We start from the raw sequence: 24,314 nt of genomic DNA on the forward strand, positions 1-24,314 counted from the left end.
CACAGGGGTTCAGGGGGAATTTGGGGATCGTGTCATGCGCTGGCAGCCATGGCGTGGCGGCGATGATGGATGTCGAGCTGATCCTTGATCACCCGCAGCACCTTGGCCTCGTGCTCATGGATGAAGAAGTGACCACCGCCGAGCATGTCCACGGAAAAACTGCCGTGGGTTTCTTTGCGCCAGCCGATCAACTGTTCCGTGGTCGCGCGATCAGCCTTGCCGCCGAGCACGTGCACCGGGCAGTTGAGCAAGGGACGCTGCTGCGGTTCGAAGCGTCCGCACAGCAGGAAGTCCGCGCGCAAAACCGGCAACGTCAGGCTCATCAGCTCGTCGTTGGCCAACACTTCTTCGCTGGTGCCGTTGAGCGTGCGCAGTTGTTCGATCAGCTCGGCATCGGTTTTCGGTTCGGCAAAACCGCGATCGTAGTCAGCGCGCATCGTCGGCGCGGCGGTGCCTGAAGCGAACAGCGCAACCGGCTCCGGGCAACCGAGCGAGCGCAACGCATGGGCCATTTCACAGGCGAGCAAGGCACCCAGGCTATGGCCGAATATTGCGTAAGGGGTTTTGAGCGTGGCGATGTGCTCCTGCGCGAGTTGCAGCGCCAGGCGCCGCATGTCGGTGTGCAACGGCTCGCCAAAACGCGCACCACGGCCGGGCAGTTCCACCGGTTGCAGTTTTAGCCACTCAGGCAGTTTGCGCCGCCAGCGGCTGTAAACCATGGCACTCGCGCCTGAATAGGGCAGGCACAGCAATGTCAGCTGGGTCACCGGGCGTACCTCGAAAAGTTGTCTATCAAGAGAACGGATGAGCGCCGCGGCGAATTAGTCGTACACATACCCCTTGTAGGAGTGAGCCTGCTCGCGATAGCGGTATGTCAGTCAACTTGATGGTGACTGTTACACCGCTATCGCGAGCAGGCTCACTCCTACAGGGGGGCCTTATTTCAAGTGACGGAAGCTTTGGACGGCGGAAAAAAGGACCACCAGGCCGGCAGCTATCGCCACCCAAAACCCGCTACGCGCCCCGAACGCATCCACCAGCCACCCCGAACTCGCCGCGCCAATCGCCACGCCGATGCTCAACCCGGTCACCAGCCAGGTCAGGCCTTCCGTCAGCTTGGCCGGCGGCACGATGCGCTCCACCAGGGCCATGGCGACAATCAAGGTCGGCGCAAAAAACAGCCCGGCCACGAACACCGCCAGCGACAGCCCGAGGATGTTGCTCGCCAGCAACAACGGCAGCGTCGTCACCGCCGTCGCCACGCCGCCGTACAGGAACAATCGCGGCAACGGCACCTTCGAGCGCAAGGCCCCGAACGCCAGCCCGGCCATGCATGAACCAATCGCATACACCGATAACACAATACTCGCCGCCGCCGGTTGCCCCTGCTGCTGGGCGAAGGCCACGCTGACCACATCGACCACGCCAACAATGGTGCCCATGGCGACCATCAACAGCATCAGCCACTGAATCTCGACGGAACGAATGATCGAGCCTTGATGGTGTTCTTCATGGGGATGAATGGCCGGTTCGGTGTCGCGTTGCAGGACGAATGCCGTGACGCCAATCGCCAACATCAACAACGCCGCGAGCGGCCCGGCCTCGGGGAACGCCACCACGCACAAGCCCACCGACATTGGCGGCCCGACGATAAAGCAGACCTCGTCCAGCACCGATTCCAGGGCATAGGCGGTTTGCAGTTCGGGCTGGCCGCGATAGACCTCGGTCCAGCGTGCCCGCACCATCGCCGACATGCTCGGCATGCAACCGGCAAGCGCGGCGAACACAAACAGCGTCCAGTGCGGCGCCTGCAAACGGGTGCACAGCAACACCAGCAACAACGCCCCGCCACCGATCAGCGCCGAAATCGGCAAGATCCGGCGCTGCCCGTAACGATCGACCAACCGTGAGACCTGCGGCGCGCAAAAAGCTGTGGCCAAGGCAAAGGTCGCCGCCACGGCACCCGCCAACCCGTAACCGCCCTGCAATTGCGAAAGCATGGTGATCAGGCCGATGCCGGTCATGGAAATCGGCATGCGCGCGATCATGCCGGCCAGCACGAAGGCTCGGCTGCCGGGGGCTTTGAACAGGTCGCGGTAAGGGTTGGCCATGGGGTGCGGGTCTCGACAAGGAGTGCAAATTGCCATAAGGCTGATTGAGGGGAAAGCGCCCAATTGTTGGTTGAATGTGAAGGCCCCTTCGCGAGCAAGCCCGCTCCCACAGGGATTTGCGTCGTACACACATCCAATGTGGGAGCGGGCTTGCTCGCGAAGAGCCGGTACAGACAACCTACAATTCAGGCAAATGAACTCCAACCCCCAAAAACCAGTCAGCTAGTTAGGCCCTCACCGCAAGGCGCTAACCTTCATGCCGATTTCCCTCCACCCGCTACTTCACGAACGACAAAGCGCCATCGACGCCCACGGCATCATCGGCGACATGCGCAGCGCAGCGCTGGTCAACGACAAGGGCAGCGTGGACTTTTTCTGCTGGCCGGAATTCGACAGCCCGTCGATTTTCTGCTCGCTGCTGGACACGCCCGAGGCCGGTATCTTCCAGTTGACGCCGGACTTGCCCGACGCCCGCCGTGAGCAGATTTACCTGCCGGACACCAACGTGCTGCAAACCCGTTGGCTGAGTGATCGCGCGGTGGTCGAAGTCACCGACCTGCTGCCCATCGGCGACACTGAGGACGATCTGCCGCTGTTGATACGAAGGGTACGGGTGGTCAGCGGTGAGGCGACGTTTCACATGCACTGCGCCGTGCGTCATGACTACGCTCGCGCCAGGACCCGTGCGCGGCTGGATAAAAAAGACGTGACGTTCGAGGCCGCCGATCAACCGTCCATGCGCCTGTCTTCGAATCAGGCATTACGGGTTGATGGCGATGCAGCGGTAGCCGAATTCACCCTGAAGCAAGATGAGAGTGCACAGTTCCTGCTCGGTGGACTTGACGATCCGCGTTTCAAGGAAGGTGCAGCCGACCTTTGCCTGGAGCGCACGCTGAAGTTCTGGCGCGACTGGATCGGTCAGTCCAACTATCGCGGCCGCTGGCGGGAAATGGTCAACCGCTCGGCCCTCGCCCTGAAGCTGCTGACCTCGCGCAAACACGGCGCGATTCTCGCCGCCGCCACGTTCGGCCTGCCGGAAACACCGGGCGGCGAACGCAATTGGGATTATCGCTACACCTGGATCCGCGACGCGTCGTTTACCGTCTACGCGTTCATGCGGTTGGGGTTCGTCCAGGAAGCCAACGACTACATGCGCTGGCTGCGCGGGCGGGTCAGCGATTGTCACGGCAAGTCGATGAAGCTCAACATTCTCTATGCCATGGACGGTCGCCAGGAACTGCCGGAAGTCGAACTGTCGCACCTGTCCGGCCACGGCGGCGCGACGCCTGTGCGCATCGGCAACGGGGCCTACGATCAGGTCCAGCTCGACATCTTTGGCGAGCTGATGGACGCGATCTACCTGGTCAACAAGTACGGCGAGGCGATCTCCCACGAGGGCTGGAAACACACCGTGGAAGTGGTCGATCAGGTGTGCGAAACCTGGCAGCAGGCAGACGTCGGCATCTGGGAAATGCGTGGCGAACAGCATCACTTCCTGCACTCGCGACTGATGTGTTGGGTCGCGCTGGACCGCGCCATTCGTCTTGCCTCGAAACGCTCACTGCCCGCCCCGTTCGCCCGCTGGGACCAGATGCGCCAGGCCATCTACGCCGACATTTGGGAAAATTTCTGGAACGAAGAACGCGGGCATTTCGTCCAGTACATCGGCGGCACTGCCCTCGACGGTTCGATGTTGCTGATGCCGCTGGTACGCTTCGTCAGCGCCAAGGACCCGCGCTGGCTCGCCACCCTCCAGGCCATCGAAAAAAACCTGGTGCGTGACGGCATGGTCTACCGCTATCGCAACGACGACACCCGTATCGACGGCCTCGACGGCACCGAAGGCGCGTTCGCCGCGTGTTCGTTCTGGTACGTCGAATGCCTGGCGCGGGCCGGTCAGGTGGAAAAGGCCCATCTGGAGTTTGAACAGTTGCTGAGGTATGCCAACCCGCTGGGCCTGTATGCCGAAGAACTGGACAGTCATGCCCGGCATCTGGGGAATACGCCGCAAGCGCTGACGCACCTGGCGTTAATCAGCGCGGCGAGTTTTCTCGATCGGAAATTGGGGGGTGAGAAGAGTTTTTGGCAGCCTTGAGACCAAGGCGCCGCCATCGCAAGCAGGCTCACTCCCACAGGGGGGCAAACGGTAATCCCATGTGGGAGCGAGCCTGCTCGCGAAGAGGCCATCAGCCACAACACCACTTGCCGACAAAGCCCGTCAGAAATTTCTCGTTTTGCGCTGCCGCTTGTAGGAACGAAGCTTACTCACACCAGGCTTAAACACACTCCCAGAACATACCAACCCAACGCTGGCGAGCATTTTCGGGCACTTGGGCCAAACCTCCTACAAAAAATAAACAAACATTGCCCTTTCACCCCAGCACACCCCATTCCTACAGCCTGAAATACCTTGTTGCCAGTCGTTACATCCCCCCCTAACATCCAGCAACAACGGGTACAGCGGAGCTGTCCAACAAAACCCGAATTCAAGGAACCTGAATGAGCCAGCGCATCCACCGCAGCATCGACTCTCCCCTTCGGTCCGGCCTGAACCGCGATGAACTGTGGGAAGGCCCGGACAAAGGCCTGATCAAATGCTGGGAAATCGGCCGCCAACGCGCCGCCCGCTTCCCCAACCTCGCCCAACGCAGCCTTGCCGGCGAGCTACCGGTTCTGGGCTGGAAGGGTGGCGTCAGTCGCAGCCTGAAAAAACTCGAAAAATACGGATCTCTCAAATACCTGGCGCAGTGGCAGGGTTTGCGCGGGGAGGATCTGGATGTTGATTTGGCGCAAGAGCGGGCGTTGGAATGTTCCCGGACCGGGATGGTGGTGACGTTTACGCCGGATCGATCGAAGTACTTTAATCAGGTGGCGGAAGTGGAAGCGTAGGGACGTTGGCTTCAAGCCACTCGAAACAACCGCACTGGAGTATCGAATGACCGATGACGCGCTGATCCACTATGCCCAGACCCCAAGCCTGAACATCGCGTACGAGGAACACGGCCCGACTACCGGCGATCCCGTGATCCTGCTCCACGGCTTCCCCTACTCCCCGCGCGCCTATGACGAAATCGCTCCAGCCCTCGCCGCCGAGGGCTACCGCGCCATCGTCCCGTACCTGCGCGGTTACGGCCCGACACGCTTCAACAGCCCCGACACCTTGCGCTCCGGCCAGCAGGCTGCTCTCGCCCAGGATTTGCTGGACTTGATGGACGCGCTCGCCATCCCGCAAGCCGCGCTGTGCGGCTACGACTGGGGCGGTCGCGCCGCGTGCATCGTCGCGGCGTTGTGGCCGGAGCGGGTGCGTTGCCTGGTGACGGGGGATGGTTATAACGTGCAGAACATCCCGCACTCCACCGAACCGCGGGACCCGGAGACTGAACATCGCCTGTGGTATCAGTACTATTTCCACACCCCGCGCGGGGTAGAAGGCCTGACGAAAAATCGCCGGAGTTTGTGCGAATTGCTCTGGAAATTGTGGTCGCCGACCTGGATCAAAGGCCCTGCGTTGTACCCATTGAGCGCGCCGGCTTTCGACAACCCGGATTTCGTCGAAGTGGTCATCCAGTCTTACCGCCACCGCTTCATGTATGCACCCGGTGATCCGGCGCTGGAATGGATGGAACAAGCGCTGACCCGACAGCCGCCAATCAGCGTGCCGACGATTTCCCTGTGCGGTGCCGACGACGGCGTCGGACCGCCACCGGACATCGATGATGACCGCGAGCATTTCACCGGCCCTTACGAGCGGCGTGTGCTGGCAGGCGTCGGTCATAACATTCCCGAGGAAGCCCCCGAGGCGACCCTCAAGGCATTACTGGATCTGCTGCAACGCTGACCGAAAAGCGCTCGCGATAAGCCTGCGGTGTCACGCCCATGGCCCTTAGAAAACTGCGCCGCAGCGTCTCTTCGCTGCCAAACCCGCATTGCACCGCCACCCGTTTGATCGGCACGCCGGTATCGCTGAGTAACCGCCGCGCCGTTTCAACCCGAATTAATTCAATGGCGCGTGCCGGGGTTTGCCCGGTGTCGGCGCGGTAGTGGCGCACAAAACTGCGTTCGCTCATGCCTGCCTGCAAGGCCAGGGTGGGGATGCCGAGGTCCTTGGTCAGATTCTCACTGATCCAGGCGTGAAGTTCGTCGAATCGGTCGCCTTCTTTCTGCAAGGACAAGGTCACGCTGAACTGTGACTGCCCGCCCGGACGCTTGAGAAAGACCACCAGTTGTTGGGCGACTTCCAGGGCCATGTTGCGGCCGAGGTCCTCTTCGACCATGGCCAGGGCGAGGTCGATGCCAGCCGTGACCCCGGCCGAGGTCCAGACCGGGCCGTCGTTGATGAAGATTGGATTGGGTTCGACGTGAAGGCGCGGGTGTTTCTGCGCCAACTGCTCGCAACGCGTCCAGTGCGTGACCACTCGCCGGCCATCGAGCCAGCCGCTGGCTGCCAGCAAAAAAGCCCCGGTGCATACGGATGAAACCCGCCGACAAGCCGCCGCATGTCCGCGTACCCAGGCTACCAGCGCCGGGTCCTCTGCTGCGGCATAAACACCCCAGCCACCGGCAATCACCAGCGTGTCACTTCCACCTTCGGGCAATGGCTCGGCCAATAGCGCCAGGCCCGCTGAGGACATCACCGCCCCGCCACCGCTGGCAATCACCGTCGGCGCATAAGGCGCTGGCAAGCCTTTCTGGCGAGCAATGTCATTGGCCGAGGCGAAAACCTGCAACGGCCCGGTGACGTCGAGCAGTTGCACATTGGCAAACGCGAGCACATGAATGGTTTTCGGCATGTTGGCGTAATTCGTGGGGTGATTGGCGGATACGCCAAATCCTACGAGCCTACAGTGAAGACGTCCACCACTTCAGGAGAAATAAGCCATGACGTTGCAGATCGGTTTTCTGTTGTTTCCCCAGGTTCAACAACTCGACCTGACCGGCCCTTACGATGTATTGGCCTCGCTGCCGGACGTGAAGGTGCATTTGATCTGGAAGGACCTGGTGCCGGTGACCGCGAGCACTGGCCTGGTGCTGAAACCGACCATGACGTTCGACGATTGCCCGGCGCTGGACGTGATCTGCGTTCCCGGCGGCGGTGGCGTCGGGCCGTTGATGGAAGATGAAGAAACACTGGCGTTCATCAAGGCGCAAGCCGCCACCGCGCGGTATGTCACGTCGGTCTGCACCGGTGCGCTGGTACTCGGCGCCGCGGGGCTGCTCAAGGGCAAGCGGGCGACGACGCACTGGGCCTATCACGAACTGCTCAAGCCACTGGGCGCGATCCCGGTGAAGGACCGGGTGGTGCGCGACGGCAATCTGCTGACCGGTGGCGGGATTACCGCAGGGATCGATTTTGCCCTGACCCTGGCAGCCGAGCTGTTCGACAAGGACACAGCGCAGTTGGTGCAGTTGCAGCTTGAATATGCCCCGGCACCACCGTTCCAGTCGGGCAGCCCTGAAACGGCATCGCCGAGCGTTCTGGCTGAAGCGCAGCGCCGTGCAGCCGCTTCGCTTGAGCTGCGCACACAAATCACCGAACGGGCAGCAGGCAGGCTCTAAGCGCTGCGGGACTTTTCGACAGGCAAAAAAAAACCCGCCGAAGCGGGTTTTTCCCAAGACCATTGTCGACTCCCTGTCGGTAGCCAATCCTTGCTGATGGTCGATCATCCGTGATCCTGAAGCGCTTCCTGTGCTTCAGTTGATGAGGCTAGATTACGTGTCGGATCCAATCTGCAACAGACGACATAGCTACCATCGCGTGTAAGACATTCGCTATACCTGCCCTTCCGAAAACCCTTAGACGCCTCAGGCTTCCAGGCTGGAGGCCACGAACTCAGGGGGCTTCAGCCTTAACCACCTTCACGCTCGTGGGCTTTGGCGCTTTCGGCCAGAAACTGTTCGATGTTGTTCATCTGCTCTTCCCAACCACGGCTGTCCATGCGGAACGCCTTTTCACGGCGCGTCTGGGGGATGTGATCGAAACCGGATTCGGACACCTTGAGCAACGTACCGTTGTCCATGTCTTCGAGTTCGAATTTCACCAGCGTGGTCGGCTCCTGGGAGTAATCGACGTCCGGGTGGATGGCATACGGGTGCCAGCGAAACGAAAACAACCGCTCTGGCTCGACCCGCTCCACCAGCACATTCCACAGCAAGTGCTCATACCCGGGAAAGGTGATCTGACCCTGGGTCCACTCACCGGCGACGAAACGCTTGCCTTCCAGTGCTACGCCAAACCACTGTCCGAACGCTTCGGCATTGGCCAGTACGCGCCAGACGTGCGAACGCTTCGCCTTGAGCAGGATTTTCCTTTCGATGCGATCTCGATCTGATGTTGGATTCATAAGTCACCTCCTGTACTGAACAGTAGGTCAGTAACAACCACAAGACCAACCCTAAAATTGGACCAATCGCTTGTTGCGATCAACCATGCTCGGGATATTCGGCCATATTTGTGCGCATAAGTTCGGGTTTGCGGGCGAGACTGTTGCTGGCAGCCAGTTGCGCTCTGTCGGTGCACGCCCGTGGCGATTCGCTACACTGCCTCGCAATTTCCTCTGCTACAGCGAGTTTTCGCCATGTATTCACGCTTTTTCCTGGCGCTGGCGCCGGTATTGTTCACCTCGATGGCGTTCGCCGTGGATTGCGACAACGCCACCGACCAGGCCACGATGAACCAGTGCGCAGCGCAGCAGAATGCGGCGGCGGACAAGGAATTGAATGCGCTGTACCAGCAAATCACCACGCGTCTGAAAGCTGAGCCCGAGCGCAAGAAGTTGTTGGTGGGGGCGCAGCGGGCGTGGGTGACGTTTCGGGATGCCGAGTGCAAGTTTTCGGCGTCTGGAGTGGAAGGGGGCAGTGTGTATCCGTTGATCTACAGCGGCTGCACCACTGACTTGACCAAGGCGCGGGTTCAGACGTTCAGGAATTATCTTAAGTGTCAGGAGGGGGATGTGGGGTGTCCGGTTCCGGGACAGTAAAATCTCCAGTGTTTTTAAGGGCCTCATCGCGAGCAGGCTCACTCCTACAGGGGATCTGCGGTGCAACACAGATCCCCTGCTCGCGAAGGCGTCAGATCAGGCAAAAATGATTACCGGACAAACACCTGCGCCGTCGTAATCGCCATATCCCCGCCCGGCATTTTGATGCTGCCAATCTGCTTCAGGCTGTCGGCATCAAAAATCGCCACGTCGTTAAACGTCCCGGCCAGGTAGATCTTGCTGCCGTCCTTGTTGAAGGAAATGCAGTAGTAGGAATGATCCAGCGTCGCCGACTGGAGCATTTTCTTTTCCTTGATGTCGTACTTGGCCAAGCGGTTGAGCACCCCGAACATCAGGTTCGGATCCTTCGGCGAGCGCATGCCGCTGAAGTAGATTTCCGTCAAGGGACCGAAGTCGGTGGTTTCGGTCTTGCCGGTTTTCAGGTCGATGCTGAACAGTCCGTAGAGGTATTCGGCGGTGGCGGGGTCCTGCTTCTTGTCCTTGAATTTCGCGGCGGTGTAGAGCAGCGAGAAATCATGGCGATACGTCTGCTGGTTCCACACGTAGAGTACGTCCGGCGCGCTGTAGTTCGGGCGTTTCCAGTGACGGCTGGGGATCAGCACGTCGAACTTGCCGGTGTTCACATTGACCTTGTAGACGTCCGCCCCGGCCACGTACAGCGTGCCGTCGTCGCCGCTTTGCATGATGGTCAGCTGCCGCGGCGCCGGAAAACTGCGCACCGGTTTGGCGTCCATTCCGGCGTCAGTCTTGTACACATCGAGCCGCGGCTGCTGCACTTCGTAGCGGTCATTGAGCATCAGCGTCGGGTTGGCGATGGCAAACAGTTCCTTGCCGTCGTGGCTGAGGGTAAAGGCGAACATCGACTTCGCTTTCTCCCCCGGTTTCTGGGTGATGCTGGCGTGGAACACCTGCTTGCAGTTGTCCAGTTCGACGCCGTAGACATCCGCGTAGTGGTTGTTCAACACATAGGCAGTCTTGCGGTCCGGCGACAGTTGCACGGTGCCGGGGCCGAAGGCGTCGGGCATCTTGCAGGTCTTGAACAGCGTGTCGGTGGCCAGGTCGATTACGTGCAGGTTGTTCGGATAATTGGTGGTCACCATGTACTCGTGACCGTCTTGAAGTGCTGCATTTTCATCGGCCAGAACGTTGAGCGAACAAGCACTCAGGACGGCGAAAGCGGCCAGGCCGCAGGCTTTGATGCTGTGCATGCTGGAATCCTTCTTATTATCTGATCACTTGTCTTTGGGGAAGACAGTGCCGAGGTTGCGCCAGTTTTCGTTGGACGCCTGGGCATCCTTGTTCCAGTCCGGGTAGGTGCTCATCATGTCGGGCACCTGGGCCGGCCACCAGCACGGATCGGAGCAGCCATACAGGTCGGCTTCCATCGGTTGGCACAGCGACGACACCCCGCCGAACGCATCGATTTCCCAGCCCGGGTCGGTGGTCGAGGCGCAGCCCGCAACAGAGCTCATCGCCACCACTTCTTCGATACGGTTTTCGGCCGCGGCCTCGTCCAGTTTCAGCGCTTTGTTATTGATTGCCTTGAGATGTTTCATATCAGTGAGCCTTGCGCGGAGTGATGTAGCTGCTGATAAACGCAGGGTTGTGGGCCATGATCCGGGTGTAGACCTCGATGCCGAAATCGACCCAGTCACGCATCAGTTCGCAGTAGTGATAGGTCGGGTGGGTCGGGTCGCCGTACCGGGCGTAGCTCTCGTGGTAGCAGCCGCCGGAGCACAGGTTGCGGATCTGGCAGTCCTCGCAACCGGTGTTGGTGCGGTCGAGGCGCTGGGACAGGAAGTCGTTCAACTCCACCTGCTTGACGCCGCTGTGCACGTTGCCGAAGGTCGGCAGCGAAGAACCGGTAAAGCGGTGGCACAGGTTCAGTTCACCCTTGTGATCCACCGCCAGCATCTTCAGGCCCGCGCCGCACGGCAGGGCTTTTTTGTGGCCTTCGTGGATGTCGGTGATCAACTGGTGCAGGTTGGAAAAGCCAATGTTGCGGTGTTCCAGCGCGGCTTCCAGGTAACGACGGCCGAGCTTCTTCATGTTGGCGAAGACTTCAATCAGCTCGTCGCTGGACAGGTTGAACGTGCTGATGTCGCCAGACGTCACCGGAGCAAACCCGACTTCGGCAAAACCCAGCTCGTTGAACAGGTGATCCCAGATGGTTTCGACGTCAGTAACGCCGGTGGTCAACGTCACTCGCGCGCCCACCGGACGGCTGTTGTAGCGCGACAACAGCATCTCGGCCTTGCGTCGCACCACGTCATAAGTGCCCTGCCCGCCCACGGTGATGCGGTTGCGGTCGTGCACGGTTTTCGGCCCGTCGATACTCACGGAAAGCCCGAAACGGTGGGCATTAAGGTAGTCCACGGTTTCCTCGGTGAGCAGCGTGGCGTTGGTGGTCATGACGAATTCGACGAACTTGCCGGCCTCGCGGAAACGCTTCTCGCAATAGTCGACCATGTACTCGATCAGCTTGCGATTGCTCAGCGGCTCGCCGCCGAAGAACACCACGGTGAAACGCTCTTCGTCCGGGGATTCGCGCAGCAGCATTTCCACTGACGCGACTGCCGTTTCGACGTCCATTTTCTTGCCCGCCGACGGCTTGTCGAGGTCTTCCTTATAGCAGTAGGTGCAACTCAGATTGCAGCCGGTGTTGACGTTGAGCACCACGGTATTGATCGCGGTACGCTCAACTCGCTTGGTGCCGATGTCCGGGGTCAGTGGCGAGCCGTCGCTGACCAGTTCCAGGGACATCAACTCACGCAAGGTCTCGGTGATTTCCTCGCCATTGAAGCGTGAGGACAAGCGCTGGATCAGGTCGTCCGACGAACAGCCGGGACCGCGCAAGGTATCGATGATGGTGCCGGTCAGCTCATCGCTGGCGAACAGCGAACTGCTGGGGATGTGGAACAGCATGCGGTCGGCATCGACGTGCACTTCGTGCAGGTTCCGTTCGACCAGATTCAAAATAGCGCCCATTGCAACCTCCTGTGCACACCCCGTTTGACGGGGCCTGCGGTCATTCCGAAAAAGTGTCTGAAGCCACAGGAATCAGCCAACTCATGGAATGGGTGGATTGTTCCAGCGTTGCACGGTGACGATCATGTGGCCTTCGCCGGTCAGGGATTTCCCTGCGTCGTCGACGGCGGCAATCACCTTGAGGTTGCCGGCATTGTTGGTGGACATCTTGCGTTGCGGGTTCGGCCCGGCATCGCCCGGTGTGAACACGCCGCTGTCGGCCTGCATGGTGCCGGCGAACTTGACGTCTTCGTCTTCCTTGGCGCGATCATCGAAGGCCTCGACCTTCCACTGCGCCGGGAACACACCAATGCGATACGGCTTGCCGTCAGTGCCCTTGCCCCAGGCTTCGGCGTCGAAACGGCCCTGGACTTTCGGCGTCGAACCACCGCCCTCGCCGATCCGCGCCACCGAGAACTCCGGCACCACTTTGACTTCGGCGATGGTGCTGTAGACCGACAGGCTCGGGCCTTTCAGTGTGCCCACGGTGACCGCACGCACGCCTGGCTGAGCGTTGGCCGCGGCCTTGAGTTTGACCTTGATCCGCTCAGGGCTCTGCTCGACGATTTCGACCACTTCCACGCCTTTGCCGAAATTCGGCTTGCCGGTGAGACCACTGCCGACCAGCGTCACTTGCGTTTCACTGCCGGCCTTCAGATAACCCGGCTGTACCGCCAGCAAACGGCTGGAACCCTGCTTGGCCGCGACGAAGTCCAGACCGCGCTCATCGTGCTCCGCGTCGAACATCCGGCCTTGCATCGAATTGCCTTGGGCGGCGAACACCTGACGCATGGTCACGCCGTCGATGGTCACGTTGCCGCGCCATTCGTAGCCGGTGTAGAGAATCGCGCTGCCGTCGCCGTCGAAAGGACTGCCGTCGGCGTATTGGCCTTTGACGCTGACCTTGAAGGTGTCGCTGCCGTCGGCCGTGACACTCATCACGCCGGCCAATTCACCCTTGCCCGGCAAATGGCCGCTGAAACTCCAGTCCCCCACCAGTGCATCGCTTTTCGGCGCAGCGCCCTGCCATTTTTTCCAGGCCGGGTTGTCCAGCGGGTAACGCTTGGCCAGCAGCGGCACCATGTCTTTGCGGGCGATGTCGAACCAGTCGCGGTCGCGAGCCAGGGCCTGGTACTCGAGGGACGGCCATTGGCCGAGGTGGAAGTTCACCAGGCGTTCCCACTCCTGGGCCGGACGCCGTTGCAGGGCGACCCGCGCACCGGAGTGGCAGCGGCCACACATCTGGCTGGTCGGGTCATCGAATTTTTCGACGGTGTTGAGTCGACGCTCCAGCGCATAACGCACGCCATCGGTCTCGCTCGGTGCCAGGCCTTGGGTGTCGGCCAGGTATTTGACCAGGGTGCGGCGGTCGTCATCGCTGATCTGCAAACCGTGCATGGTTTGCATCCGGGCGATGCTCATCAGCCAGCCTTCCGGGGTCTTGCGCTGGTGGCTGATGCGACTGAGGGCGTTATTGGCTTCAGGGGTGTGACAGCCCTGACACGTTTCCTTGAGGATGGTCTGGGCGTCGCGGGCTGCCAGGCTGTCGGGCGAATGCAGCGCCACGCAAGCGGCCACGGCCAGCAGGCTGGCGCTCAGGCCTGATCGGAGTTTTCTCTTCATCAACGTCGAACCTCGCACGGTGCGTTCTTATTGTTGTGGCTTATCGTTTTTATGGTTTCTGCCGCCGGCGGCGAACCGCTGACGGAGGCAAGAGAAACGTCTGCGATGAGCAATACACGGAGCGTGCCAGCTTGCCGATAGTGTTTTTTATCAATCAGTTGCGTGCAATCAAGGGCCTGGAACGGCCTTTGAAGGAGAACGCCTGCGTCTAATATCGCGACAGGTGTTGCAGTTTGAGACGCGGGCCGCACCACACAAAGGGGTGCGGCTGACCTCGCTTCAGCTCAAGAACGTGGGATGGACGACTTTGTGTGCGCTGATCTCTTGCTGCATCTGCACCACCAGCGTCGCAATCGCATGGGCGCTGTCCAGCTCCCAGACGGGAACGTGGCTCACCACCAGGTCCACTTTGCCGGTCATGCAATCGCAGACCCGAATCGTCAACGACTGGTCCGGCGCCATGCTGCAGGTGCAGACCGAAGGTAGAAAACTCTGTTCAATGATGCTTTGAATCTCCAGGGTTGAAAGGTTCATCACAACCTCCCTTGCGCGAGATGTGTGGCCAGGGAAATGTTCCGTCATTTCACCCACCGAGCCTGAAAATTCTAGACCCCAACACGGGGGCGCTCAAGGTCGCAACCGGGTTGCTCGTCGTCTCAGCGGCTGTCGCAATTTGCGAAAAAAACCCTCTGTCGCCCTCCTTTAACATCCGGCGAACCCCGGCCAGCCAAAGGCTCTCCCGGCCTTGCAGCGACTTGGCACAGCCATTGCGAAAGCCCTGTTCTCACGAACAATAAGAGGCTTCGCCATGTCGCTCCCTAATGTGCTTCCCGCCACTTCCGCGTTTATCCAGCGCGCCCCGCGCATGTTGATCGCCGGTGACTGGGTCGAGGCCGCCGATGGCCAGACCATGCCCCTGCACAACCCGGCCACCGGTGAAGTGTTGTGCGTGGTGCCACGGGCCACGCCGGAGGATGTCGACCGCGCGGTGTTGGCCGCTCGTCAGGCTTTCGATGACTCGGCCTGGACCCGCACACGCCCGCGCGAACGGCAGAATCTGTTGTGGAAACTCGCCGACCTGATGCAGCGCGATGCCGAGCTGCTGGCGCAACTGGAATGCCTGAACAACGGTAAAAGCGCGGCGGTGGCCCAGGTCATGGACGTGCAACTGGCCATCGACTTCCTGCGCTACATGGCCGGTTGGGCGACCAAGATCGAAGGTTCCAGCGTTGAGGTGTCCTTGCCATTGATGCCCAACGATCAATTCCACAGCTTCATCCGTCGCGAGGCAGTAGGCGTGGTCGGCGCCATCGTCGCCTGGAACTTCCCACTGTTGCTGGCCTGCTGGAAGCTCGGCCCGGCCCTCGCCACCGGTTGCACGGTGGTGCTCAAACCCGCCGATGAAACCCCGCTGACCGCGCTGAAACTTGCCGAACTGGTCCTGGAAGCCGGCTACCCCGAGGGTGTGTTCAACGTGGTCACCGGCACCGGCATCACCGCCGGCTCCGCCCTGACGCACAACCCGTTGGTGGACAAACTGACCTTCACCGGCTCGACCGCCGTGGGCAAGCAGATCGGCAAGATCGCCATGGACTCCATGACCCGCGTGACCCTGGAACTGGGCGGAAAATCACCGACCATCGTCATGGCCGACGCCGACCTGCCGAGCGCCGCCGCCGGAGCCGCCAGCGCAATTTTCTTCAACCAGGGCCAGGTCTGCTGCGCAGGTTCGCGACTGTATGTGCAGCGCAAGCATTTCGACAATGTGGTGGCGGATATTGCCGGTATCGCTAATGCGATGAAGCTCGGCAACGGCCTGGACCCGAGCGTCGAAATGGGGCCGTTGATTTCGGCGCGGCAGCAGGAACGGGTGTACGGGTACATCGAAAAGGGCCGGGAAAGTGGCGCGACCATCGCCTGCGGTGGTGAGCAATTCGGGCCGGGATTTTTCGTCAAACCGACGGTGATTGTCGACGTCGATCAGAAGCATTCGCTGGTGCAGGAAGAGATTTTTGGTCCGGTACTGGTGGCGATTCCGTTCGATGACGAGGCCGATGCGTTGCGCATGGCCAACGACAGTCCTTATGGGCTTGGGGCAAGTATCTGGTCGAATGATCTGGCGGCGGTGCACCGGATGATTCCGCGGATCAAATCGGGGTCGGTGTGGGTCAACTGCCACAGCGCCCTGGACCCGGCGTTGCCGTTTGGCGGGTACAAGATGTCGGGGGTTGGGCGGGAGATGGGGTATGCGGCGATTGAGCATTACACCGAGTTGAAGTCGGTGTTGATCAAGCTCTGATTTGCGGCGTCCCTTAGGCCGCCTTCGCGAGCAAGCCCGCTCCCACATTTGATTTGTGATCGCCACAGAACCAATGTGGGAGCGGGCTTGCTCGCGAAGGGTCCAGACCAGCCACTATAGATTTCAGGGTTTGAAACCCAGGGCCAACAACCAACCCCGAACCATCCGCCCCTGCTCCACCGTCAGCCCCGCCAACACCTGCTCAGCCGGCTCAGTACGCAACCGCCGCACCAACGGCGCCACCTCAACCCCTTGCACATGCCAGATCCCCAACGGCTGATCCGCCGTAATCACCACCTCGGCCTCATCGACAAACCCTTCATTCAACACCGGCGCCCGCTCAATCCTCAGCGCGGCAAAATCCGCCTCGGCATGGGCCACCTCAGCATCTGGCCAGCACCGCCGCGCCTGCCAGAAGGGCTGGTCCCGCCATCGCTGTTCATCAGCGTAAAAGTCGCGACCGATCCGCGCAAAGCGTAAAAACAGCTGTTCCACCCGTTGCTGGTGAAAGCGCTGCGCCAGGGCCGTTCGCTCGGGTTTTCGCAACAGCGTGTTGATCACCGTTGGCGCCTGCAGCGCTGAAGACAACGATTGAAAAATCCCGTTGCCCGACAGCGGGTCCACCGCCATCGCCGCATCCCCGACCCGAATCCAGTTGGGGCCGCACACCTGCGGACTGAGGATCGCGGTGCTGCTGCGGGCATGCAGTTGCAGGTCGATTTCAGGCGAGGACCCGAAAAATGCCTGAGCCAGCGCCGAGCCCTGACGTCGCTGCCGGCAATAGTCGAGCAACTGCGCCTTGCCCGGCAGCTCGGCGCTGGCCACGTCCACCGTCCACTGCCAATAACACTGACCATCAGCCCGCCGCGCCATCCACGCCCAACCATCCTCCAGGCTTTCAACCGCGCTGGCGGTGCTGCCAGGCGTGGCCTGCCAGCGATTGAGCAGGCTGACCGTCTCCGGCCCTCTCAGGCCTTTGCCGAGCGCCGGCGCCTGACGCCCTCGGGCTTCCACCAGAAAGTCCGCGACCAGCGCTTCACGCCCCTCTATTTCGATTTGATGCCCTGTCGCGTCGGTCTGAACCGTCAGCACCCGAGCTTCGATCACCTCGACACCCGCCAGGCGCAGGTCTTCGCGCAGGCCTCGGTCGAAGACGGGACGATCCAACAGGAATTCAATGTTCTGCGCATGCTGCTGACCGTTCCACGACACCTGCCGCTGGGAAGGCAACGCCGCCTCCGCCAGCGCCTGATGCAGGCCCGCGCCGCGCAACGCCTCCAGCACCCGCACCGAAACACCTTCCAGCGCGGCAAACCGGCGCCACTCGCTGACCAGCGTCACCGGATAACCGAGCCGTCGCAAACCCAGGGCCACCGCCGCCCCAGCAGGCCCGGCGCCGAGAATCACGATCATGGGCCAAAGCGCCGTTCAGGGCCGCGATAACGCGCGTGCTCGCGCAGCCATTCGACCACGTGCTGGTTGCTCGCCTCAGGATGTTCGACCAGAAAAGCGGCGATGTGCCCACTCAACGCTGCACACCCGAGACTGGCGCCGGACTGCCCCGGATAGGTCCCATGCACACACGCGGCGAAATCCGCTTGCGCACTGTTGAGCCACGACCACTCCTGTTCAGCGCAACGGGCGTCGCCGGTGACGCGCAGCACCTGCGGATAATTGGCCGGGAACACGCCCTCGCCTTGCGCCGGACTGGAGGCGCAGAGCAGAACCCCGCGTGCCACCGCCGCTGCGCAGGCTTCGCGCAACAGGCTGCGATCCTGGCGCAAGCCGAGGCTTAAATTGATCAACCGCACATCCTGTGCCACCAGCCAGTCGATGGCCGTGGCGATCTGCAAGGCGCTGGTGACGCCGCGCTGATCAAACACCTGCCCCACGCAAAACACCGCTGAAGGTGCCCGCCGGCCGATGGCTTCAATCACAGCGCTGCCGTGGCCCAGCGGATCATCGCGCAAGTCGCTTTCGGCCAGTCCATCGTCCAGCAACGAGAAACGCCGGCCCGCGACGACTTGCACCCGTTGCGCCGCCGAATGCCCACTGTCGACCACTCCGATGCGCAACTCAGGCTTCATGCAGCACCGTTTTTGAAGTGAGCACGCCGTCGAGCAATTCAAAACGCAGATCGGCATCGGCCAGGGTCGAGGGGCGATGGCTGATCAGGATGCGGGTACGCCCGGCAAACAGTCGGTCGATGGCCTCGATCACTTCGCGCTCGGTGGCTTCATCCACCGCCGAGGTGGCTTCGTCCAGCACCAGAATCAGCGGGTCTTGCAAGAGTGCCCGGGCAATGGCGATGCGTTGTTTCTGCCCGCCCGACAGCTGCTGGCCGCGCTCGCCCAGCGGACTGTCGAGGCCTTCGGGCAACGATTCGATCAGGCTGTCGAGTTGCGCCAACCGTGCGACTTCGGCAATCGCCTCGCGACTGGCGTGCGGTACGGCATAAGCGAGGTTGTCGGCGAGGCTGCCGCGAAACAACACGATGTCCTGACTGACCACGGCAATCCGTCGGCGCAACTGGAACAGGTCCAGTTCCCTAAGATCGACCTCCCCCAGCAACACGCGGCCGGACTGCGGGTCATGATGGCGTTGCAGCAGGTCGATCAGGGTTGATTTACCCACCCCGGAACCACCGCTGAGGGCCACTTTCAAACCGTAGGGAATGCGCGCTTCAATACCGCGCAAGGTGGTCGGCCGGCCGGGATGGCTGAAGTGCACATCGTCGAATCGCAGGTCACCCGACGTCGGCATCGGTTGTGGCTGAACCGGTGTCAGGACGGTCGGCTCCTCACCGCGCAATTCCATCACGCGCCCAAGGCTGACGGTCATCCGTTGAATGGCGACGTAGAGTCCGAGCAGGCTCTGAACCGGTCCGACGGCCATGCCAAGGTAAGTAGAAAACGCGATCAACGCGCCCAATTGCCAGGTCCCCTGCACCACCCAGTACCCGCCAATCAAAAACGCACAGGCCCGGGACAACGACGTCAGCGTGCCGGGTACGGCCTGGGTAAAGAACTCGGTGACTTGCAGACGCAGTAATTGGCTCATGTAGCCGTGGCCGAGTGACTGCAAACGCCGCGCTTCACGTTGTTGCTGGCCGGCGGACTGGATGAATTTCATCACCGGCAGCGTCTCGACCATGAACGAGGACATGTCCGCCGAGCGCTCGCGCAATTGCCGCACATCGCGCTCGACCTTGCGCCGCATCCAGCGCAGCCAAAGTACGTCGAGAGGAATCAACACCAGCGCCAACAATGAGAGTTTCCAGGACAGGGTCAGCAGCATCGCCACCGCGCACACCAAACCGATCACACTCGATACCGCCGAAAACAGTGAGTCCACGGCAAAGCGCTGGATCTCGGCAACGTCGCCATCGAGGCGCGACATCAGGTCGCCAATCCGCCGCTGACCGTAAAAGCTCGGCGAGAGCGTCTGCAAATGCCGATAGAGATCATCGCGCAAGGCAAACAGAATCCGCCCGGACAGCCGCGTGTGCAGATAGCGGTTGATGCCCGACAGCGCCGTACCGAGCAGCCCGGCAACGATCATCAACCCGGCAATCAACACCAGCATCGGAAAGTTGCGCGCCAGCAGGCCATCGTCGATCAGCAGTTTGGTCAGCCAGGGTTGCACCAACACCAGCAGCGAGGCACACACCGACAAACCGAGCAGCCCGGCGATGGCCAGACGATGGGGACGCACGAAGCTGTAGAGCCAGCGCAATGCCGCTTGCAGGGCTTCGGGGTTCTGGCTGTCGATCAGCCGCACGATCAGACGCTGCATCACGAACGCAACTGTTTGAGCTTGCGATACAGAGTCGCGCGACTGATGCCCAACGCGTCGGCGGCGGCCGAGACGTTGCCCTGGTGCGTGTCCAGGGACTGACGAATCAGTTCCAGTTCGTTTTCACGGATGCTGCCCGCTTGAGGCCGTTCGGTGGCGGTCAATTCGTCGAGCATGCTGTCGGGCAAGTGGTCGAGGGTGAGGACGCTCTCCCCCGGTTCGCGCATGGCCAGCGCGGTGCGCAACACCATCTCCAGTTGGCGGATGTTGCCCGGCCAGTGGTAGCCGTTGAGCAGGCGACTCAAGTCGTCATGCAGGACGACGGCCGGAGCATTGAGCCTGGTCAGCAATCGCCCGACCAGCGCACTGAAATCTTCACGCTCGCGCAGGGCCGGGAGCATCACGCTGATGCCGTTGACCCGGTAGAACAGGTCTTCGCGGAAATGCTTTTCTTCCACCAGACGCTTGAGGTCGCGGTGCGTGGCGCAAATCAACGCGACGTCGATGTCCTGCTCTTCGCCGGCACCCAGTGGCGCGACTTTGCGGTCTTGCAGCACTCGCAGCAAACGCGCTTGCAAGGCCAGCGGCATGTCGCCGATTTCATCGAGGAACAAGGTGCCGCCGTGGGCCTGTTGCAGGCGACCGATCATGCCGCCACGACGGGAGCCGGTGAAGGCGCCTTCACGGTAGCCGAACAGTTCCGACTCGATCAGGCCTTCGGGAATCGCAGCGCAGTTCACCGCGATAAAGGGCTTGTCGCATCGGGTCCCCGCCATGTGCAGGGCACGGGCGATGACTTCTTTACCGGTGCCGGTTTCACCGAGCAGCAACACTGGTAATTCATTGGCCAAGCCTTGCCGGGCCATACGCAAGGCGCGGGCATAACGCACGTTGCTGCCGGCCAGGGACTCAAGGTCCGGCTGGGGTTTCGCGGTTTTGGCGGTCGTGCGCGGTGGGGTGCTGACGTTGATTGACCGCTGCGGCGCACGCAGGGTCTTGTAGAAAAATTCACCCTTGGCGGTTTGCAGACTGCCGACGCCGCCCTGGTGCAAACGCGATAACAGTTGCAGGCCATCGACACCGAGGAATTCTTCGCAACGTCGACCGACCAGCGCCGAGCGTTCGGCGTGGAGCAACTGACAGGCCTGGGCACTGACCGCGAGGATCTGCCCGCCAAGGCTTACCGCCAGCAGGCCTTGCCAAGGCGATTCGAGGTATTGGCGACGGCTGTGAAAGGCCAGGACGATTTCATCGGGATAGCTGGCGTTGAACACGCGGCTTTCAATCTGGCTGACCGCCATCGCCAGCAACGCGGTGCTGTCGTGGACGCGGCCGAGCGGGCCTTCGCGGGTCAGGTCGAGCACGCCGAGAATGTCGCCCTGGGGGCAATGGATCGGCACTGAGGTGCAGGAGAAGTCGGTCAGGCGATCGAGGTAATGTTCACCGCAATCGATCATCGTCGGCCGGGCTTCGACCAGTGCAGTGCCCAGCGCGTTGGTACCGCGAGCGGCTTCGCTCCAGCAGGCGCCCAAGGTTATGTCTTGCAGGCCGCTGCCTTTGAGGCGGTCGGCGCGCCCTTCGACGGCGAGGATGGTGGCGTCGGAGTTGGCGAGGATGATCAGGCCTTCCTTGCCTTGGCGTTCAGCCAGGTAATCAATCGCCGGCAATGCCGCGTCGATCAGCAGTCGGTTGCTCGCCAACAGCACATCGAGGCTGGCGCTCGATTCCAGCGCCAGTTCGTGCTTGCCATTGAAATGCACGCCATGGCTGAGGCTGCGCCGCCACGACGCATCGATTTCCGCGCGCAAAACGCCATCGGGGATTTCGCCCTCCAGATGGAGTTTTTCCCGGGCCAGCCGGGCTTCGCGGTGCAGTTGCGGTGGTGTTGTTTTTATTAGCGTCATCAAGCGCTCCGAATCGGTCCGCCCTGCGCTTTTTCAAGTTCAGCGCCCTGCCGCAATCTTTACGTTAACGTCAGGGCGATGGCAAGTGCCTTATGGCGCTTGTGTCTGCGCAATATCGGCTTACACGTGAGGATCACCTGGCGCTTTGCTTGGGGCAGCGTACTGCGGCTTCAGGTGGCCGTCCTGATCAAGTAACCAGGCGTCCATGATCTGCCGCACCACAGGACCGGCGACGCGACCACCCGCCTCGCCGTTTTCGATCATCACCGAGATGACAATCTTCGGATGCTCAGCCGGAGCGAAGCCGACGAACAAGGCGTTATCGCGGTTACGCTCCAGGGTTTTCGCCCGGTTGTAGCGCTCGCCCTGTTTGATCGCGACAACCTGTGCGGTACCACTCTTGCCGGCTATGCGGTACTGAGCTCCGAGCGCTGCCGCCCGGGCAATCCCGCGAGCATCGTGCATCACCATCTGCATGCCGTGGTTGACCTGTTCCCAGTCATGTGGATTCTTGAGCAGGATGTTCGGCATCGGGTGCTCGTCCACCGGCGCAACACCGTCCACGGTCTTGGCCAGGTGCGGTCGATTCCACACGCCTTTGTTGGCGATCAGCGCGGTGGCCTGGGCCAATTGCAACGGTGTGACCTGCATGTAGCCCTGGCCGATGCCGAGGATTACCGTCTCGCCAGGAAACCAGGCCTGACGGCGTGTGGCGCGCTTCCAGGCTTGAGACGGCATCAGGCCGGCAGACTCTTCGAACATGTCCAGCGAGACCTTCTCACCGAGGCCGAACATCGCCATGTAGTCGTGCAGGCGATCAATGCCCAGCTTGTGGGCCAGGTCGTAGAAGTAGGTGTCGTTGGAGCGCATGATCGCCGCGTCCATGTCCACCCAACCGTCGCCGCTGTGGTTCCAGTTACGGTATTTGTGATCGAAGTCCGGGAGCTGGTAGTAACCCGGATCGAAGACACGGGTCTGTGGGGTGACGACGCCGGCATCGAGGCCGGCGATGGCCACCTCGGGCTTGATCGTCGACCCCGGAGCGTAGAGGCCACGTAGCACGCGGTTGAATAGCGGGCGGTCGATGGAGTCGTGCAGCGCGGCGTATTCCTTGAAGCTGATCCCGGTGACGAACAGGTTCGGGTCGAAGCTTGGCTTGCTGACCATGGCCAGTACTTCACCGGTCGATGGGTCGAGTGCAACGACCGACCCACGACGATCACCCAAGGCTTCTTCGGCGGCTTCTTGCAGTTTGACGTCCAGGCTCAGGACAATGTTTTTACCGGGGACCGGATCGGTGTGCTTGAGCACGCGCAGCACGCGGCCTTGGGCATTGGTTTCGACTTCTTCGTAACCGACATGACCATGCAGCTCGGATTCGTAGAATTTTTCGATGCCGGTTTTGCCGATGGATTGAGTGCCGCGGTATTCCACGTTGTCCAGGGCTTTGGATTCTTTCTCGTTGATGCGACCGACGTAGCCGATCGAATGCGCGAAGTGCGCGCCCATCGGGTAGTGGCGCACAAACTGAGGCTCGACATCGATTCCCGGCAGGCGGAACTCGTTGACCGCCAAGACGGCGATCTGCTCTTCGCTCAGTTCATAGAACAGGGTCACCGGCACGAACGGATGACGGGCCTGCTTCATGGCCTTGTCGAACAACGTTCGATCTTCTGTCGGCAGGTGCAGGAGGTTGACCACCTCATCCAGTTCTTCTTTGACGTCGGAGGCGCGTTCGCGGGTGATGGTCAGGTTGAAGCTCGGCCGGTTGTCCGCCAGGACCACGCCATTGCGGTCGTAGATCAGCCCACGGGTGGGCGTAATCGGCAGGACGTGGACACGATTGTTTTCGGAGATGGTCGAGTGATAGTCGAATTCGACCACCTGCAGGACATACATGCGCACCACCAGCGCGCAGGTAATAGCGACGACGAACAAGCCGCAAGCCATCAGTCTTTTGTTGACGAGGCTTGTCTCTTTTTCGTGGTCCTTGATCGGTATTGGTTCGGGCATTTCTGCAGCAACTCTTTGACGAAAGACGGGTGCCGATCCGTAGGCTTGAAATCAGTCCGATAAAAAACGAGCTGCACCATACCAAAAACTGCCCGGTCGCTTTAGTGCGATTTCCTCTAACGGTTGTGCTTGAGGGCCTAAATGACGCTCGGCGAATGTACTGGCACTTTCCTGCGGGCAAAACAAAACCCCTACCTGCATACGCAGATAGGGGTTTCGGAATTTAATCTTGACGATGACCTACTCTCACATGGGGAAACCCCACACTACCATCGGCGATGCATCGTTTCACTGCTGAGTTCGGGATGGGATCAGGTGGTTCCAATGCTCTATGGTCGTCAAGAAATTCGGTAGCCAGGTCGTTCTCCTTGCGGATCACGCTCCAGCGAATGGGTATGTAATAGATTTGTGTGTTTCGTTTCGAATTTTCGACAATGTATCGTCTTCACACACCGCAATCTGGTCTCTGTCGAGTTCACAAATTGCTTGGGTGTTATATGGTCAAGCCTCACGGGCAATTAGTATTGGTTAGCTCAACGCCTCA

At 61.0% G+C, this 24,314-nt stretch carries 20 protein-coding genes and 1 rRNA gene; 6 read left to right on the plus strand and 15 right to left on the minus strand.

The features are described 5' to 3' along the window. Positions 1 to 32: 32 nt before the first annotated feature. Both BK660_RS05955 and BK660_RS05960 read right to left on the minus strand, forming a co-directional pair. On the minus strand, positions 33 to 767 hold the full coding sequence (locus BK660_RS05955; protein WP_123432491.1) for a thioesterase II family protein: 735 nt from the start codon (positions 765 to 767) through the stop codon (positions 33 to 35). Positions 768 to 938: 171 nt separating this feature from the next. Then, positions 939 to 2,111, minus strand: a complete 1,173-nt coding sequence (locus BK660_RS05960) for an MFS transporter (RefSeq protein WP_123432492.1) — start codon at positions 2,109 to 2,111, stop codon at positions 939 to 941. A 256-nt stretch (positions 2,112 to 2,367) separates the two neighbouring features. On the opposite strand from BK660_RS05960, the gene BK660_RS05965 reads away from it, so the two are divergent. From BK660_RS05965 to BK660_RS05975, 3 genes are all read left to right on the plus strand, one after another. Next, entirely contained in the window at positions 2,368 to 4,206 is a 1,839-nt protein-coding gene (locus BK660_RS05965; RefSeq protein WP_259698483.1) for a glycoside hydrolase family 15 protein, read from the plus strand. Positions 4,207 to 4,610: 404 nt separating this feature from the next. Then, on the plus strand, positions 4,611 to 5,000 hold the full coding sequence (locus BK660_RS05970; protein ID WP_123432493.1) for a hypothetical protein: 390 nt from the start codon (positions 4,611 to 4,613) through the stop codon (positions 4,998 to 5,000). A gap of 46 nt (positions 5,001 to 5,046) precedes the next feature. Beyond that, positions 5,047 to 5,949: an alpha/beta fold hydrolase gene (locus BK660_RS05975; RefSeq protein WP_123432494.1), complete on the plus strand. Its 903-nt coding sequence runs from the start codon at positions 5,047 to 5,049 to the stop codon at positions 5,947 to 5,949. Here BK660_RS05975 and BK660_RS05980 read toward each other — a convergent pair. Further along, positions 5,918 to 6,901 carry a GlxA family transcriptional regulator gene (locus tag BK660_RS05980; protein WP_123432495.1) on the minus strand — a complete coding sequence of 328 codons (984 nt, stop codon included), beginning with the start codon at positions 6,899 to 6,901 and terminating at the stop codon, positions 5,918 to 5,920. The genes BK660_RS05975 and BK660_RS05980 overlap by 32 nt on opposite strands. 88 nt (positions 6,902 to 6,989) lie before the next feature. On the opposite strand from BK660_RS05980, the gene inhA reads away from it, so the two are divergent. Further along, complete coding sequence (gene inhA / locus BK660_RS05985) at positions 6,990 to 7,667, plus strand: isonitrile hydratase (protein WP_123432496.1); 678 nt, start codon at positions 6,990 to 6,992, stop codon at positions 7,665 to 7,667. A gap of 290 nt (positions 7,668 to 7,957) precedes the next feature. Here inhA and BK660_RS05990 read toward each other — a convergent pair whose 3' ends face one another. After that, positions 7,958 to 8,452 carry an SRPBCC family protein gene (locus BK660_RS05990; protein ID WP_123432497.1) on the minus strand — a complete coding sequence of 165 codons (495 nt, stop codon included), beginning with the start codon at positions 8,450 to 8,452 and terminating at the stop codon, positions 7,958 to 7,960. Positions 8,453 to 8,686: 234 nt separating this feature from the next. On the opposite strand from BK660_RS05990, the gene BK660_RS05995 reads away from it, so the two are divergent. Next, positions 8,687 to 9,088, plus strand: a complete 402-nt coding sequence (locus BK660_RS05995; protein ID WP_123432498.1) for a lysozyme inhibitor LprI family protein — start codon at positions 8,687 to 8,689, stop codon at positions 9,086 to 9,088. A gap of 110 nt (positions 9,089 to 9,198) precedes the next feature. Here BK660_RS05995 and peaD read toward each other — a convergent pair whose 3' ends face one another. The 5 genes from peaD to BK660_RS06020 all read right to left on the minus strand — a co-directional run bounded on the left by peaD (position 9,199) and on the right by BK660_RS06020 (position 14,293). Next, positions 9,199 to 10,317, minus strand: coding sequence for a quinohemoprotein amine dehydrogenase subunit beta (peaD, locus tag BK660_RS06000; protein WP_123432499.1), 1,119 nt, complete (start codon positions 10,315 to 10,317; stop codon positions 9,199 to 9,201). Positions 10,318 to 10,341: 24 nt separating this feature from the next. Continuing rightward, positions 10,342 to 10,665 carry a quinohemoprotein amine dehydrogenase subunit gamma gene (qhpC, locus tag BK660_RS06005; protein WP_008145336.1) on the minus strand — a complete coding sequence of 108 codons (324 nt, stop codon included), beginning with the start codon at positions 10,663 to 10,665 and terminating at the stop codon, positions 10,342 to 10,344. 1 nt (position 10,666) lies between these two features. Further along, positions 10,667 to 12,097 (minus strand): quinohemoprotein amine dehydrogenase maturation protein, encoded by a 1,431-nt coding sequence (gene peaB, locus BK660_RS06010; protein WP_046048405.1) that lies wholly within the window; start codon positions 12,095 to 12,097, stop codon positions 10,667 to 10,669. Between the two features lie 81 nt (positions 12,098 to 12,178). Then, positions 12,179 to 13,759: a quinohemoprotein amine dehydrogenase subunit alpha gene (gene peaA, locus BK660_RS06015; protein ID WP_123432500.1), complete on the minus strand. Its 1,581-nt coding sequence runs from the start codon at positions 13,757 to 13,759 to the stop codon at positions 12,179 to 12,181. A 279-nt stretch (positions 13,760 to 14,038) separates the two neighbouring features. After that, positions 14,039 to 14,293, minus strand: a complete 255-nt coding sequence (locus BK660_RS06020) for a DUF1652 domain-containing protein (RefSeq protein ID WP_123432501.1) — start codon at positions 14,291 to 14,293, stop codon at positions 14,039 to 14,041. Positions 14,294 to 14,567: 274 nt separating this feature from the next. Here BK660_RS06020 and BK660_RS06025 point away from each other — a divergent pair, with 274 nt between their 5' ends. Continuing rightward, complete coding sequence (locus BK660_RS06025) at positions 14,568 to 16,058, plus strand: aldehyde dehydrogenase family protein (RefSeq protein ID WP_123432502.1); 1,491 nt, start codon at positions 14,568 to 14,570, stop codon at positions 16,056 to 16,058. A gap of 123 nt (positions 16,059 to 16,181) precedes the next feature. On the opposite strand, the gene qhpG is transcribed toward BK660_RS06025, so the two are convergent. From qhpG to rrf, 6 genes are all read right to left on the minus strand, one after another. Next, a complete protein-coding gene (qhpG, locus tag BK660_RS06030; RefSeq protein WP_123432503.1) occupies positions 16,182 to 17,471 on the minus strand; it encodes a flavin-dependent monooxygenase QhpG in 1,290 nt (429 codons plus the stop codon). Continuing rightward, positions 17,468 to 18,145: a subtilisin-like serine protease QhpE gene (qhpE, locus tag BK660_RS06035; protein ID WP_123432504.1), complete on the minus strand. Its 678-nt coding sequence runs from the start codon at positions 18,143 to 18,145 to the stop codon at positions 17,468 to 17,470. The genes qhpG and qhpE overlap by 4 nt, the downstream gene beginning before the upstream one ends. Beyond that, entirely contained in the window at positions 18,135 to 19,853 is a 1,719-nt protein-coding gene (locus tag BK660_RS06040) for an ABC transporter ATP-binding protein (RefSeq protein ID WP_123432505.1), read from the minus strand. The genes qhpE and BK660_RS06040 overlap by 11 nt, the downstream gene beginning before the upstream one ends. Continuing rightward, a complete protein-coding gene (locus BK660_RS06045) occupies positions 19,853 to 21,757 on the minus strand; it encodes a sigma-54-dependent Fis family transcriptional regulator (protein ID WP_123432506.1) in 1,905 nt (634 codons plus the stop codon). Before BK660_RS06045 ends, BK660_RS06040 begins: the two co-directional genes overlap by 1 nt. 120 nt (positions 21,758 to 21,877) lie before the next feature. Continuing rightward, the gene (gene mrdA, locus BK660_RS06050; RefSeq protein WP_123432507.1) at positions 21,878 to 23,770 is read right to left on the minus strand and encodes a penicillin-binding protein 2; all 1,893 of its coding nucleotides are present in this window, start codon (positions 23,768 to 23,770) and stop codon (positions 21,878 to 21,880) included. 227 nt (positions 23,771 to 23,997) lie between these two features. Then, a 5S ribosomal RNA gene (rrf, locus tag BK660_RS06055) occupies positions 23,998 to 24,113 on the minus strand. Positions 24,114 to 24,314 lie beyond the last annotated feature (201 nt).

The sequence above is a fragment of the Pseudomonas brassicacearum genome, assembly GCF_003732265.1.
In the GTDB taxonomy this organism is placed as follows: Bacteria; Pseudomonadota; Gammaproteobacteria; order Pseudomonadales; family Pseudomonadaceae; genus Aquipseudomonas; species Aquipseudomonas brassicacearum_D.

Excerpts from the sequence above, each read along its gene's own strand:
- BK660_RS05960 (WP_123432492.1), bottom strand. The coding sequence starts at position 2,111 with ATGGCCAACCCTTACCGCGACCTGTTCAAAGCCCCCGGCAGCCGAGCC.
- BK660_RS05965 (WP_259698483.1), top strand. The coding sequence starts at position 2,368 with ATGCCGATTTCCCTCCACCCGCTACTTCACGAACGACAAAGCGCCATC.
- BK660_RS05970 (WP_123432493.1), top strand. The coding sequence starts at position 4,611 with ATGAGCCAGCGCATCCACCGCAGCATCGACTCTCCCCTTCGGTCCGGC.
- BK660_RS05975 (WP_123432494.1), top strand. The coding sequence starts at position 5,047 with ATGACCGATGACGCGCTGATCCACTATGCCCAGACCCCAAGCCTGAAC.
- BK660_RS05980 (WP_123432495.1), bottom strand. The coding sequence starts at position 6,901 with ATGCCGAAAACCATTCATGTGCTCGCGTTTGCCAATGTGCAACTGCTC.
- inhA (WP_123432496.1), top strand. The coding sequence starts at position 6,990 with ATGACGTTGCAGATCGGTTTTCTGTTGTTTCCCCAGGTTCAACAACTC.
- BK660_RS05990 (WP_123432497.1), bottom strand. The coding sequence starts at position 8,452 with ATGAATCCAACATCAGATCGAGATCGCATCGAAAGGAAAATCCTGCTC.
- BK660_RS05995 (WP_123432498.1), top strand. The coding sequence starts at position 8,687 with ATGTATTCACGCTTTTTCCTGGCGCTGGCGCCGGTATTGTTCACCTCG.
- peaD (WP_123432499.1), bottom strand. The coding sequence starts at position 10,317 with ATGCACAGCATCAAAGCCTGCGGCCTGGCCGCTTTCGCCGTCCTGAGT.
- qhpC (WP_008145336.1), bottom strand. The coding sequence starts at position 10,665 with ATGAAACATCTCAAGGCAATCAATAACAAAGCGCTGAAACTGGACGAG.
- peaB (WP_046048405.1), bottom strand. The coding sequence starts at position 12,097 with ATGGGCGCTATTTTGAATCTGGTCGAACGGAACCTGCACGAAGTGCAC.
- peaA (WP_123432500.1), bottom strand. The coding sequence starts at position 13,759 with ATGAAGAGAAAACTCCGATCAGGCCTGAGCGCCAGCCTGCTGGCCGTG.
- BK660_RS06020 (WP_123432501.1), bottom strand. The coding sequence starts at position 14,293 with ATGAACCTTTCAACCCTGGAGATTCAAAGCATCATTGAACAGAGTTTT.
- BK660_RS06025 (WP_123432502.1), top strand. The coding sequence starts at position 14,568 with ATGTCGCTCCCTAATGTGCTTCCCGCCACTTCCGCGTTTATCCAGCGC.
- qhpG (WP_123432503.1), bottom strand. The coding sequence starts at position 17,471 with ATGATCGTGATTCTCGGCGCCGGGCCTGCTGGGGCGGCGGTGGCCCTG.
- qhpE (WP_123432504.1), bottom strand. The coding sequence starts at position 18,145 with ATGAAGCCTGAGTTGCGCATCGGAGTGGTCGACAGTGGGCATTCGGCG.
- BK660_RS06040 (WP_123432505.1), bottom strand. The coding sequence starts at position 19,853 with ATGCAGCGTCTGATCGTGCGGCTGATCGACAGCCAGAACCCCGAAGCC.
- BK660_RS06045 (WP_123432506.1), bottom strand. The coding sequence starts at position 21,757 with ATGACGCTAATAAAAACAACACCACCGCAACTGCACCGCGAAGCCCGG.
- mrdA (WP_123432507.1), bottom strand. The coding sequence starts at position 23,770 with ATGCCCGAACCAATACCGATCAAGGACCACGAAAAAGAGACAAGCCTC.